The following is a 15,593-nucleotide window of genomic DNA, read 5'->3' on the forward strand; positions in this document are numbered from 1 at the left end:
ACGACCTATTGATCCTTAGAAGAGGAAGAACTCTTATTCTGTTCTAAAACAGCCGAACTACGACCAGGGAACTGACTGGATAAATCACTATAAATATTAGATGTTCCTGGTACATTTTGTTGACTGATCAGTTTAATATTACGATAGTATGCTATCGCTGCATTATAGATATCAGTACTCAATAATTTAGACGTATCATCTAAACTCTCAAAAACTGAAGTCATACGCCGTAGTACAGGAATAATATCCTCTCTAGCTTGCGTGTCCTTATCAAACTCTTCTTTATCTAAATAAAAAGGAACAAGCTCTGGTTTTTGTTCCATATACTGATTCACTTTTTTTACCCAATTCTCGGTTTTATTACCAAGCTTGCCATATTGTTGGCGCTCATCAGCCGTTAGATTAATCACTTTTCCACTAATCGTATCCTCTATAGTTGTCAAAGCGTGGTTAATCTTCTTCAAGTCCTCGGAAGAAAAAGAAGTCGAAATTAAATTATTCATTGCCATATTACTGTGTGTTTTTTAATACAATCCTAAAGACTGTGTTTAATATTAGGGGGCGAATGTAGATATTAGACATAAGATTTCCATACAGATATCTGTATGGAGAAGCATTTTTATGTTTTGATAATAGTAATAGCCTGTATGATATCATCACTGTTATCCCTACTATTACAAGCGTTTCCAACTGTTACCGATGGTATACTATTAATATCAAAAAAATAAATATATTTTTTCTATAAACGTAAGTTAGGCTTATAAGGCTATAAAAATCGTCAGAAGAGTGGTTTTTAGAAATGATCTCTAGACTGTAGATCAAACGACATCGTTTTATCCCGCTTTATGATATAGAACTCAGTATATAAAATAGGTTAAATATTAATCTCATGGTTTTTTAACCTATGCTAAAATAACAATAGTAATACTATTTACACTTTGAATTTACCGCAATAAAATTCTCTTTTTCGCCTATGCTTCAAAATAAAAAATTAACCGTAGCTATGGTTATGCTGAATTTTTCTTCTTTGTATAAACAAAAAATAACTGATTTTCTTTTGCAGTAAATTTAAGGTACAACTCTGGTATAAGATACTATTTTATCTACTCTTTATCATCCTAGCATAGGTAAAGGGTACTCATAGACTATACAGATACGTTAAATAGCTACAGTATAGCTTTGCTAACTAATCCAAAGTATATGAGTTTAACCCATATTATCTGCTTATTACTATTTTTTAGTGTGCTACTAAAACCTCTTGTTCTACGCTAATTAGATTTCCATATTCCATTTTATATAAGCTATCAGAACAGTGATAATAATGATCATCGTGGGTGATTGCTATAATTGTTTTATTTTCATCTTTTGCTAAATATGGAAGGATTTCTGTATAAAATTTTTGTCTAAATTGAGGGTCTTGATCAGCTGCCCACTCATCTAATACCAGAATAGGTCTATCTTCTAACAAGGCATAGATTAGTGCCAATCTTTTTCGCTGTCCCATAGAAAGATCAATAGTAGAGAATCCCGTATCATCGTATGTAACCTTACCATCAATCTCAAATAATGTTATAAGATCCTTAATCCGTTTATCCTGATGTGCTGGCACTCCATAATTCTGTTTAAATACATGAAAATCACTAAATACAGGAGCAAATATACTCTTGGCTAATTGTGTCCATTTTTTAGATTCAAAAGGAACATCATCTACCGTTATAGTAATTTCTTTAGGAGTATAAATCCCTAAAAGTGTATTGATAAATGTAGTTTTTCCACTACCATTACCCCCATAAATAAAGACAATTTCATTCTTCTTAAACGCTAGATCTATAGGTCCTACTGTAAACCCTGTATCATATGCATAGGTTAGGTTTTTGATTGCTATATTCTTAAAATCAATAGGGTCATTACCCTCACTACTCTCTAGTACCTCTTTTTCACTAAAATCAGTCAATAGCTTTGCTATCTTTTGCGTAGATATTTCTGCATTTGATAAGTTTCCTACCAAACTACTCAATACTTCTATAGGTTTTAATACAAAAAGAAAAACTAAAGCAAAGTTGATAATAACTCCCTTGTCTTCAGGGAAAAAGACAGGGAAAAAGATTAATAATAATCCCAGAAACACAAAACTACAACTCTCGCCCAGAATACCTGCTATAGATAAATTAGAGTATGCACTCACTCTATGATTATATGCCTGATCCAAATTCTTATTAGTAATATCTCCTAATACTTTTCTTTTTAAAGGATATACTGTTAACTCCTTATATCCTTTTAATATCTCATTTAATACTCCTATAATATCATCTTGTAAATTTCTAGATTTTTCTAATCTAGGGTGTGCTACTCGTAATATTGCTCCAAATAATACAATCCCCGTTAAAAATACAAGTATTGTTCCTATCAGTAATTTCCATGATAAAATGCTCATATAAACAAAGCAAAAAACAATGGTAGAAATCGATACAATGATATATACTAAATGCATTAAACTCTCTGAGATTAGATTAACATCGCTAGATAGAGTAGTATATATTAGATCCTTATTTTTCTTTAGTTTTAAATAACTAGAGTTTAATATCTTACTAAATATTTCTCCTTTGATTTCTTTTATTATTTTTTCAGAAATCTTAATCAATCCTCTAAAGAAGACAATACTTACCGCTACATAAACTAGTATTGAAAAGAAATACAAAACGGTATTTTGGGGAGTTGTATCCATAGCTCCATTTATAAAACTATTGACAAAATATACAATTAATGTACTTATAGCGCCTGTTAAAGAGCCTAGTATAAATAAGGCTCCTATTTTTGATCTATTGGTATTTTGGAATAAAAATGTTATTAATTTCATTTTTTTATTTTTTAAATAAAGGTGTATCACCTTCTTATTAATTAATTATTAATCAACTACCTCGGAGCAAGCTTCTGAGGTATGCTTCTGAAAAAAATATTCATTCTCCGAGATTTACCCCGGAGAATGAGATTTCTTGATAGGAGAATTAAAATTCGGGAGCAACAAGGAAAGGTTCTTCTTCTTCACCTTTATCTTTGTTCTTTTGATCAAATAGAAGTGTAGTCTGCTTACAGGAAAATTGTAATGAAAAAGATTCGTTCTTTTCTTGAGCATCAACAGTCTGATCTATTTCTTCTTCTTTAATTCCTGATAACATCCAAGAAATTGATAGGTCTTTTGGTATTGCCAGTTGTAACCACTCTTTTATATCTATCTTTTTTAGGCTTATGTTTTGTGTCACAAAATAAGCTGTTAATAGATCACTTAATTTCTGTGGTTCTTCTAAGCAATGATGTAAAACATTATGTGTTTCTGGCTGTTTTGGAGCTATATTGATGATATAATCGCTTAACCGTTCTACCAACGTATTTACATGAATCACAGGATAATCAGAATTACTGCCAAAAACAGAAGGGTATGTTCCTAATTGTATACAACTTTCGGCTAATTGATAGAACCACTGATTACGATCATACGCATTGGTTTCTGTATCCCAGAGCACCAATCCTAATCGATGTATTGTAGTAGGAAGCCCTATTGCTGAAGCTTTTTCTACCAATTTTTCTCCTATCCATTTACTAGAAGTATATCCACCAGAATTATAATGCACCTCATGATCTGTTGTAGTTAATTCATTGACATGTCTATCTGATTTTTGACCATGTGAGCTAAATACATCAATGGTAGAGACAAAATGTATTGGTTTTAAAGATCCTGATGTGCAAAAATGTAACACATTTTCTACCCCACGAACATTAACATTTTTAGCATCTTCATACGTAGACAAATGATTCATATAAGTTGCATTATGGACAACATTACCTATATTTTCTAACAATAATTCATACTCAGACATAGTTATTCCTAGGTTTGGTTTAGCTAGATCTCCTCTGATAACCTCGATCTGTTGCGTATACCTTTCACTCCACATCTCATTATCTTTCATTTTCTTTTGTATGCGCTCCAAACCATCTATTTTTGATTCGCATCTAATCATACAGTAGATCTTTTTATCTGTATTTTTTAATAGTGATTCTAAAAGATGTATTCCTACAAAACCTGTTGCACCTGTTAACAAGATGTTTTTAGAATTAGTGATCGCAGTTTCTTTTTTAGCAGGAGTTTTTAAGGGTACAGAAAAAATAGCTTCTGTATCTAATGCTATCTGATAATCTTCTTTTCCTCCATCGTCCAATGCTTTACTATAGGTTTCTAATGTTGGTGTATTGAATATTTGCTGCACTGGCACTTCTCTTCCTAATCTTACTTCTATTTCACTTTTTAATTTAATAGTTAATAATGAGTGTCCTCCTAGTTCAAAGAAATTATCTTGAGCTCCTATTTTTTCTACACCTAATAGCGTAGCCCATATATTAGCTAGTGCTATCTCTGTTGCTGTAGAAGGGGCTACATAATTCTCGGCATTATACTGCGATGTATCTGGTTCTGGCAATGCTTTTTTATCGATTTTTCCTGTAATTGTTGTAGGAAATGTATCAGAGAACATATACATGTTAGGTATCATGTATTGTGGTAATTTTTCTTGCAACGTGTTTTTGATATATTGAATATCTACTTTTTGATCAGAAAGAATATATGCGACTAGTTGTTTGCCGATACCATCAGCATCGTGTGCCAGTACAACGGATTGTTTTACTTCTTCTAGCTGATCTAAAGCGTATTCTATTTCTCCTAATTCAATACGATATCCTCTTATTTTTACCTGATCATCTTTTCGTCCAATATATGCTATCGTTCCGTTAGGTAACCATTTTGCTAAATCGCCTGTTTTATATAAACATGTTCCTTGCTCCAGAGGATCTTCTATGAATTTTGACTGCGTTAGCTCATCCATATGTAAATATCCTTTTGAAACACCTGCTCCTTTGATACATAGTTCTCCTACTACTCCTATAGGAACAAGATTAAGAGTATCAGAAAGGATGTAGACCTGAGTATTCGTTATAGGTCTTCCTATAGGAACTATATCCTCTCCCTTATACTGATGCATTAGGGATGTAATGGTAGTCTCTGTTGGACCATATGCGTTATAAAAATCATAGTTTTGAGCTAATTTTTTTGCCAAATGTAGCGAACAGGATTCTCCCCCAGACACCACTCTTTTTACACTTTCTAAACGAGTGTTACTTATTAATTCTAAAAAACTAGGTGTAGCATCTACATGAGTGATCTTATGGAGTGTGATATAAAATTTCAATTCCTCAATATCCATAATACAAGATGTTGTAGGAATATATAATGATGCTCCCGTAGTTATACTTATAAAAATCTGCTCTATAGAAGCATCAAACACATAATTAGAGAATAATAGAATTCGCTCTTCTTCATGTATCGCATAATATTTTGATTGATGTGCTACTAAATTAAAAAAAGCTCCGTGTGGTATCATTACCCCCTTAGGAGTACCTGTTGTTCCTGAGGTGTAAATTATATACGCCAATTGATCTTTACTAATACCGATATTTAACTTTTCTGAAGAAACGGTAGTTAATTCTGAAAACCAGCCATCTAAACAAATAATCTGTATAACCTCATCTTCTTTAGTAAAATTAGTAATCAGATTTTTTTGAGTAACCACTATCTGTGCTGAGGTATCTTGTATTATAAAATCTATTCTGGATTGCGGATAGCTTGGATCTATAGGTACATATGCTCCTCCTGATTTTAGAATTCCTAGAATACCAATGATCATCTCTAATGATCTATCTACACAGATAGGAACCAAAGTTTGGTTATTAACTCCCTGTTGTTGTAAATAGTGTGCTAATTGGTTGGATTTCTCATTCAGTTCTTTATAGGTAAGTTTTTCATTTTCAAAAACTACGGCTATTGCATCAGGTGTTTTTTCTGCCTGAGCCTGAAACATGTTTATGACAGAATTATTTTCTATAGAAGGTATAGCAATAGTATCGATATCAAAATTATCTAACAATTGTTCTTGTTCTCCACTAGGAATAATGTGTTGGCTATTTACCAAAGCTACATCATTCTGTAAATAATTCTTTAGGAAATTATCAAAATACATGATGATATTAGAGAGTCTATGACCTGATTTTATTTTTCTGTTTTGAGTTATTGATACTTCGATTTTGCCTCCTGTAAGACTTACTGTAAAGTCTAAAAAGGTGTTAGTCTCTGCATGTCCCTGACTAGAAAAACTTGTTTCTTTCATCTTTTCCATAAATGTTGCCATTTGTTTATTCTGTAAAAAATCACCGATAATATGGAAATCAACATAATTAAAAATGATATCAAAAAATGGATTACTAGCGTTTTCGCCATGTAGTTTAGATATTTCGAGTAGTGATAATCGATCTTTTCCTTTTAATTCATGTAATTCTGATTCTACTCTTTTAATATAACCTATCCATGAATCTGGGGTCGCAAAATCCATTTGAGAACGAAATGGAATAGTGTTTAGAAAACACCCTAATATTTTATCTCCATCCTCTACCATAGGGCGTCTATGTGTAACGAGTCCTACGGTTATATCTTTTTCTACAGAAAGTAAACTGATTAGATATAGATATCCCGAAAGGAATAATCCTTTTGGGGTTATATTGTCTTTTTTACATTTTTCAAATATCTTTTCAGAATACGTTTTGGTATATTTCTTTGCTAAATGATCATGTACATGCTCACTATCCAATATCTGTAATCGATTATATCCTGCTAGTTTTTCTTTCCAATAGTGTATCGTATCATCATTTCTTCGTTCGATAAGATCAGAAATCACACTTTCATGAATTCCGGCAGAAAGCTTCTGTGGTGTATAGGTATTATCTTTTTTGAGCTCAAAATACGTATTCAATAACTCTATTCTAAAATTAGAATCCGACCAACCATCGATAATGGCATGATGGCATTGAAATATAAAGATCGAATCTTCTTCTCCTATTCTAAAGACTGAAATTCTCCAAAGTGGTGCCTGAGTTATATCAAAAGGATTTTCATTTCTTTCTTGATCCAAAAACCTTCTAACATACATTTTTTGACTTTCTTCTTTTAGCAGTATAATATCTTCATAATGTACCTCAGTTGGTATCTCTTTATGGATAATCTGTACGGGATTACCAAATTCATACAAATGAAGTGAGGTGCGTAAAATCTCGTGCTTAGCTACTAATAAACTTAAGGCCTGCTGCATTAATTCGGGATCCAATGCTCCTACCCGAATTACCATTTGATCATGATATATCCCAGATATGCCTTTTTCGCGCATTAGATTACTAGTATATACCATTCCAAACTGTATGTCGGTCATTGGATATACTCCTGCAATAGTAGTTGCGGATGGATGTTGCTCTATGACTTGCGTCTCGATTTCCTTTAATTCTTCAGTTACTATTTTTTCTAGATTTTCTACAGTTGAAGCAACTACTTTGTTATCTGATATTAATGTAGATAACATTGCTATAGTAGGGTTTTTATAAAATGCTGAGATTGATATATTAGTAGTAAATAATGCATTCAATGCGCTTATTAAACGAATAATCTTAATAGAATCTCCTCCTATAGTAAAGAAGTTATCTTTGATCCCTACATGGTCTATAGAAAGCTGCTCTTTATATATTCTTACAATTTCTTTTTCTACTGCATTTCTAGGTTCACTATGCTCTGATGTTTCAATTTTCCCTACATTAGGTGCTGGTAGTGCTTTTCTATTGATTTTTCCGTTTGATGTCATCGGAAATTCTTTTAAGAAAACATATACTTTAGGAATCATATAACTCGGAAGTTGGTCATGTAAATGTGCCTCTATTACTGGTATTTCTATCTCAGACTCTTTTACTACATAGGTTACTAATTGTTTACTTCCATTTTGATCTTCTTTAGCAATAACTAGTACTTGCTTTATTGCAGGCATTTTTTCTAGTACCGATTCTATCTCTCCTAATTCTATACGATATCCTCTGATTTTTACCTGATGGTCTTTTCTGCCTAAATATTCTAATTCTCCTGTAGCGGTAATTCTGGCTAAGTCTCCACTTCTATAAAATCTTTTTACAGTATTGTTATTACTATCTAAATTAACAAATCGCTCTTGAGTAAGTGATTCTCGATTAAGATATCCTCTTGCTACTCCTGATCCTGACACATACATTTCTCCTATAACTCCTTTGGGAACAGGTTGAAAAGCATCATCTAGAATTATTATTCCTAATGTAGGGAGCGGAACTCCAATATTACTTTGATTAGCTTCTATTTCTGTACGCCCTATTTCTTTATAGGTAACGTGTACTGTTGTTTCTGTAATTCCATACATATTTATTAATTTACATGATGGATACTTTAGGTTCCAGTTTTTTAGATGTATTGGATGTAGTGCTTCTCCTCCAAAAATGACGTATCGAATAGCATGTGGCTTGTTTTCATTTATAATATATTCTTGTACTCCATTAAAATTAGTTGGTGTTTGATTTAATACCGTAACTCCTTGTTCTAGTATTAATTTAGAAAACAAAGCAGGATCTTTGGTACATGATGGAGGTACTACAACTAATTTTCCGCCAAATAATAATGCCCCGTACATTTCCCATACAGAAAAATCAAACGTATAGGAATGGAACATTGTCCATACATCATTAGCATCAAAATTAAATAGTGGAGTATCATTATAAAATAATCGTACTACATTGGTATGTGTTAGTAATACCCCTTTAGGCACTCCTGTAGTTCCTGAGGTATATATCACATAAATTAATTGCTCTGGAGTGATTTCTACGGCTAATGGTAGTGTAGAAAAAGTGTTTATCATCGTAGCAGAAGTATCTAATGTAATACTTTTGTACTCTGTACTTCTTGTACTAAACAGCTCTAATGTATTGGATTCTGCTATCACGATAGCTGCTTTTGTATCTGATAGTATAAAATCTATACGTTCTTGTGGGTATGCTGGATCTATAGGAACATATGCGCCTCCTGCTTTTACAACTCCCAGCATACCAATGATCATATCTACAGAGCGATGCACGCATATAGGAACTAAGCTTTCTTTCTCAACACCTTGCTGTTGTAAATAGTGTGCCAGTTGATTTGATTTCTCATCCAGTTCTTTATAAGTAAGGCTATCTCCCTCATACACTACTGCAATTGCTTCTGGAGCGGCTTTAACTTGATGATTGAATAGGTCTATGACAGTTTGATCTTTTGGATAGGGTATCTCTGTATTATTAAAGACTTCTAATAATGTTGTTTTTTCGTCTTCAGCGATATAAGAAATTTCTTCAATTGTTTCAACTCCGCTTACTAAACTTTCTAGTGCTTGTTTGATGTGACTTTCGATCATACCCATGGTGTCTTCTGGTAATAATCTGTCATTGTACATCATTTTTATAGACAGTCCTTCTGGTGTATTAAAAACGCATATTGATAATGTGTAATTGGTACTCTCGCTACTTCCAATATTTTCAATAGTAAGCTCTGTTTCAGCATCAGATGTCATATGTTCTATCGGATAATTTTCGAACACCATAATGGTGTCAAACAAAGAGCCTGATATGCCACTTTGATCTTCGATAGTGCTTAAAGAGAGGTAGCTATATTCTTCTCTGGCTGTAGTATGCCCCGATTGTAGTTCTTGTAACCAATCTGATACTTTTGCTTGATCGTTTATATGGCTACACACAGGGATTGTATTGATATATAGCCCTACTCTATCCTCAATTCCTTCTATATCGGAGTCTCTTCCTGAAACAGTAGCTCCGAAAACAATATCCGGTGAGCTTGTATATTTAGATAATAAAAATGACCAAACACCTTGTAATACTGTATTGATGGTAATATGATGTTGTTCTGCAAACGTGTTAAGTTGTGTTGTCAAAGTAGTGGAAAGCATAGATCGCCTTTCTTTATTTCCAAAAACCTTATTGCGGTCAGAAGCATTGGTTATAAAAGGTAAATACGTAGCTGTTGTTACTTCTGATAGGTATTCTTTCCAATAGGATAAACCTTCTGGTGTATTTTTGCTTAACACATGATGAATATGAGTGCTATATTGGTCTGGGAGTATCGATGGTAGATTCCCTTTGGCGTCAAACATTTTATAGCATTCCATAAAATTACTGATCAGTTTAGAAAAAGACCACCCATCCCATAAGATATGATGATTGGTAAATGCCATACGGGTACGATTTGCTCCTAAATGAAACAAGGTTATTCTAAACAGAGGTGCTTTTGATAAGGTAAACCTTTCTTTTTTATCTTGCTCAAGGAAAAGTTTAAAAGCTGCTTCTTGCTCTACTTCAGGTAAATGACTATAATCTACTTCTTGTATTGGCAATTCTAATTGATCATAGACACATTGTACAGGGATATCAAGGCCTTCTGCATAAATAGAGGTTCGTAAAATAGTATGTTGCTGCATTAAATGCATCCAACTTTTATCAAATGAGTTTCTGGAAAAAGATCCTATAAGATCACAGTAGAACTGTACTATATATGCTGTATCTTCTTGATCATATAAACTATGAAAAAGTATCCCTTCTTGCAGTGCACTTAGCGGATAGATATCCTGTATGTTTGCTAATTGCTCTTTTTCTTTAGCGGCTTTAAAATCTACTAGTTTCTTATGCGATAATGTAGCTGGTAACCCATAATCTCCAGGAGTTTTTATGGTTTTTGTGATGTTTTGACAATGTGCTACAATCGCTTCTAAAGCTGCGATATAGTTTGATGATAACTCCTTAATGGTTGAGGAATTATATCGATTAGCATCATAGCTCCATTTAATTTCTAGACATCCATCTACAATCATACTATCGATTACTAATTTATTAGGGTTAGTATTAGATGTTCCTACCGAAGGGGCTATTGATTCTTTGGCAAAGCCTAATAAAGTATTTTCAGAAGAAAGACTACTGTCTAAATCTCCCAAATAATTAAAAATCAAATCTTCATAAGCTACTGATAAATCTTCTCTAATATTCTCTGAGTCTGATAAATGACGTAGTATTCCGTAACCTATACCTCTATTAGGAATCTGACGAAGCATATCTTTTGTACTCGATAGTAATGCTGCATATGACGTTTCTTTTTCTTTAGGAATAGATAAACAAACTGGATATAAACTTGTAAACCACCCTACTGTTCTGCTTATATCTACTCCATCAAATAGCTCTTCACGCCCGTGACCTTCTAATCCTATTACAATTTTTGAAGCAGGTATCCAATCTTTTAATGCTACAGATAATGCACTTAATATAATATCATTGATCTCCGTTCCATAGGCATGATGAATATCTTTAACTAACGACTGGGTCTGTGTAGAAGATAATACGGATACATGGGTATGAGTATCTCCATAAGTTGATACTGTAGTACTTGGGATATCTTCTGGTATAGAAGTGTAATTAGCTACTACTTTTTTCCAATATTTATATTCTGATTGAACAGATGGAGATGTGGTATACTCCTCTAGTTTTGACACCCATTGTCTATATGAAGTTCCCTTAGTAGGTAATACAACAGTGGGCGCGTTAGAAGGGTTGGACAATAATGTGATTAAATCTTCTATTAGAATTCTCCAAGAAACTCCATCAACAGCTAGATGGTGTATCGCTATACATAAACGGTTATGTGTCTCTGATTCTGGGGTTCGGATCAAAACAAAACGAATAAGGTCTCCTGTAGTTATATCTAAATCTGACTGATATTGAGCCGATATAGTTGCTAATTCTGATAATGAATGTACTTCTGTTTCTATTAATGGGGAGGTAAAAGCACCGTATGTTTGTTTTGGAAAACTAATACCATCTGTATACTGATAGGTTAATCGTAATGCATCATGATGAGAGCACAAAGTTGACAGAGATGAATCTAAAATATTAGCACTAATGGATTTGGATACCGTAAATAATAAGGATTGGTTATAGTGATTATATGCAGCGTAGTTTTGCTCAAAAAAGTAACGTTGAATAGGGTGTAATCCAACTTCTCCTTCTAGTGCTCCTGATTCTGTAATAACCAAATGCTCTTCCTGTAGATGAGATGCTATTTTAGAAATCGTCTGGTACTTAAAAATATCTTTTACCTTATAATGGAATCCCTGTGATTTACTTTTTCCGACTAATTGAATTGCTTTAATAGAATCACCTCCTAATTCAAAAAAGTTATCACAGATACCAATATTTTCTATTCCTAATGCTATTTCCCAAATCGTTACTAACTGCTTTTCTATAGCTGTGGTTGGAGCAATGTACTGATTCGTTTTAGTAAATGATTCCTCTGGGGCAGGAAGTGCTTTTTTATCAATCTTGCCATTATGAGTTAATGGAAACTCTTCCATCAAAACATACGTATTAGGAACCATATACTCTGGTAATTTCTTGGCTAAATGCTGTTGTATTTCAGTACGATCAACAGCTGTTGTTAAGGTAACATAAGCTACCAGTCTTTTACGACCATTGGTATCTGGTAATGCCAAAACTACAGATTGCTTTATAATCGACAATTGATCTAATGTTGATACAATCTCTTCTAATTCTATACGGTACCCTCTAATTTTTACCTGATCGTCTTTTCTACCTATAAATTCTATATTTCCATCGGGTAACCACCTTGCTAAATCTCCTGTTTTATACAGTCGTTCTCCTTTCTTAAATGGATGAGCAACAAAACTATTCTGTGTTAATTCTGGGCGATTTAGATACCCTCTGGCTAGTTGAGTTCCACTAATACACAACTCTCCTACAACTCCTATAGGTAATAACTCTAATGCTTCAGACAAAATATAAACCGAGGTATTAGGTAATGCTGATCCTATTGTTGCTATAGTATCTGTATATAAAGGAGTTAATGACATGGTAGCACAAACACTATTTTCTGTAGGACCATAACCGTTGATTACCTGTATGCCTTTTGATTGAAATTTTTTAACTAATGAAAGTTGAATCGCTTCTCCTGCAGAAATAATAGTTCTAAGGGATAACAAACTATCCTGTAATGTTTCTTGATATGATGGAGGCAATGTAGCTACTGTGATTTTATTTTTACTTAAAAATAATTGCATTTCTTCTTGAGAATGAAGAATGTCTTTATGAACCATAACAAGTTTTCCTCCAGAAAGTAAACTTGCATATAACTCAGAAGTAAATGCATCAAAGGATATTGAAGCAAATTGCAAAGTGGTATCTTCTGCACTTAATCCTAATTGCTTAATCTGATTCTGTATTACATTCATAATCCCTTTATGCTCGCAGAGTACTCCTTTGGGAGTTCCTGTAGTTCCAGAGGTGTATATTACATAGATCAATTGATCTGGGGTAATACGTTCTGGTAATGGTGTACTGGATATTTGATCCAATGATGTAGCAATAGTATCTAAAGCAATACACTTATATCTCTTGGTATTTTGATTAAAAAGGTGTTCTAAATCGGAACAGGTAATCACGATATCAGCATTTGTATCCTGTAGTATAAAATCGATTCGAGATTGTGGGTAACCTGGATCAATAGGTACATATGCTCCGCCTGATTTTAAAATTCCCAAAATACCGACGATCATCTCTAATGACTTGTCAATACAAATAGGAACCAAAGTTTCTCGTTTAACTCCTTGTTCCTTTAAATAATGTGCTAATTGATTAGATTTTTCATCTAATTCTTTATAGGTCAAACTATCCTCTTCATATAGTACAGCAACCGCATTCGGTGTTGCCATAGCTTGTTGTATAAATACATCTATGACTGTTTGCTCTTTTGGATACTCTAACGATTTGTTATTAAACAGTTCTAATAGTAGTGTTTTCTCTTCGTCAGGAATAATAGAAACATCTTTTAGTGGTTTATCTAAGTTGTATTCGAATTGAGATAGGATATGAAATATACTTTTTACAATTCCTTCTATTTGTATTTTAGTAAAGTACTCTTCTTGATAATCTACTTTTAATTCTAATGGATAATCAGCTCCATAATCACACCATCGAATTGATAAAGGACTTTCTAAATCTAAAATACTAGTTAGATGTTTTGTCTGAATAGTAAGTCCTGAAGATAAAGATTCTGGAAAAGCAAAAGGCTCATAGTTAACGATAATATCAAATAATTGCTTTCTTTTTTTAGACATTAGATTAAGAGACCTGTTTAAATGCGAGATAGGATATGATCGATGCCTATAATCTTCTCGTTGTGTTTTTTTTAATGTTGCTATCAGATCCAACAAAACCTCATCTTCATTATATATTCCTTTAAAAGGAAGTACCGAAGAAAACATTCCTAGTGTCTTTCGTTCTGCTCTACTTCCTCTATTATGAATAGGTACTCCAAAACTAAAAAGAGTATCATTAGTCGTTTTTCCTAAATATACTAATAGAGCAGCTATAGTAAACTGTTGCAGACTAGCCTTTGTTTTAGCAGTTAAATCATTGTATAATAACCTATCTGACTCCGAAATTAAAAAAGATAACCTGTTCCCATTTTCTTCTTTTCCTTCTTTAGAATGATTTAGTATTGAATTAGGTAGTACACTATATTTATTTTTCCAATACATAGCATCTTTGACATAGCTATCAGAATCTAGGTATTTAAGGCTATTTAATATTGCTTCATGGTATGATGGTGCTCCCCCCTCTATCATTGATTGTTCTTCTTCATTTGTTTGCCTATCATATTCTTCCATTATGTGATTAAGCTTAATCATATAGCTATATCCATCTATGAGTAAATGATGAAGACACATCAAACACCAATACTCGTCATCTGCTATTTTTATAAGTGTATAGTTATATAACTTTTCTGATTGTAAATCAAAAGCTGTATTAAATTGCTTTTGCATCCAATCCATTGCCGTTTTTTTAGGGTTAGAGTCTTTAGAAAAATCTAACTCTTCTACTACAAGTTGTGCTACATCTTCTTTTAAATAGCATAAAGGTTCTTCTTCACTAAAATCAAATTTGATATTGAATATATCGAAGAAATAAGGAAGATTATTTATGATTTCTATAAAAATATCAGTATCAAAATTTCCTTTAAAAATAAAATATCCTCCCACATTGTATAGTGAGCTTTCATGGTCAACTAATTGGCCATAATATACTTCTTGCTGAGCTAAATGTAAGCTGTTTTTCAATTTCATGTTGTATGTTTTTAGAATTTGTATCGCTTGTATTTTGGGTGTTTGATTTCTTGCCTAAAAAAATATTAGACACTATTGTAAGCCCCGTTCGGGGTTAAATTTTAAGTTGTATTAGCTTATTCTTTGTTAAAAAAGAAAATCATTCTTGTAGTTTATAATGATTTTGTCAATTTCTCTAAACTATCATTTGCGGATTTAGTATTTCTTGGTTATACATAAATTATAGCATCATGGTATGTAAAGAAAGTATTCTTTCTTTAGCTTTATAGTACTATACAGGTTTTAAGTTGTATTGATATTTCTAATTATAATACGATTAGATTCTAGAATAGATAACTCTTTATAAAAGCATTGATATTACGCTTAATTATGGGTACACGAACCCTAAGGCTTATTTAACAATTAGTCAAAAGGTAATAGTCAAAAAATCAAGAGATTTTAATCAAAATAGAACCTTCAATTAGAAGTAATTCTACTTTT

At 32.7% G+C, this 15,593-nt stretch carries 3 protein-coding genes; all 3 read right to left on the reverse strand.

Annotation, left to right across the window (positions count from 1 at the left end; translation table 11 throughout):
• Window positions 1-5: 5 nt before the first annotated feature.
• Window positions 6-503 carry a hypothetical protein gene (locus N456_RS21230; RefSeq protein WP_148639404.1) on the reverse strand — a complete coding sequence of 166 codons (498 nt, stop codon included), beginning with the start codon at window positions 501-503 and terminating at the stop codon, window positions 6-8.
• A gap of 734 nt (window positions 504-1,237) precedes the next feature.
• The gene (locus tag N456_RS21235) at window positions 1,238-2,857 is read right to left on the reverse strand and encodes an ATP-binding cassette domain-containing protein (protein WP_062061820.1); all 1,620 of its coding nucleotides are present in this window, start codon (window positions 2,855-2,857) and stop codon (window positions 1,238-1,240) included.
• 148 nt (window positions 2,858-3,005) lie between these two features.
• Window positions 3,006-15,113, reverse strand: a complete 12,108-nt coding sequence (locus N456_RS21240; RefSeq protein ID WP_062061823.1) for a non-ribosomal peptide synthetase — start codon at window positions 15,111-15,113, stop codon at window positions 3,006-3,008.
• Window positions 15,114-15,593 lie beyond the last annotated feature (480 nt).

It is taken from the genome of Aquimarina longa SW024, from assembly GCF_001401755.1.
Classification (GTDB): domain Bacteria; phylum Bacteroidota; class Bacteroidia; order Flavobacteriales; family Flavobacteriaceae; genus Aquimarina; species Aquimarina longa.

Excerpts from the sequence above, each read along its gene's own strand:
- N456_RS21230 (WP_148639404.1), bottom strand. The coding sequence starts at position 503 with ATGAATAATTTAATTTCGACTTCTTTTTCTTCCGAGGACTTGAAGAAG.
- N456_RS21235 (WP_062061820.1), bottom strand. The coding sequence starts at position 2,857 with ATGAAATTAATAACATTTTTATTCCAAAATACCAATAGATCAAAAATA.
- N456_RS21240 (WP_062061823.1), bottom strand. The coding sequence starts at position 15,113 with ATGAAATTGAAAAACAGCTTACATTTAGCTCAGCAAGAAGTATATTAT.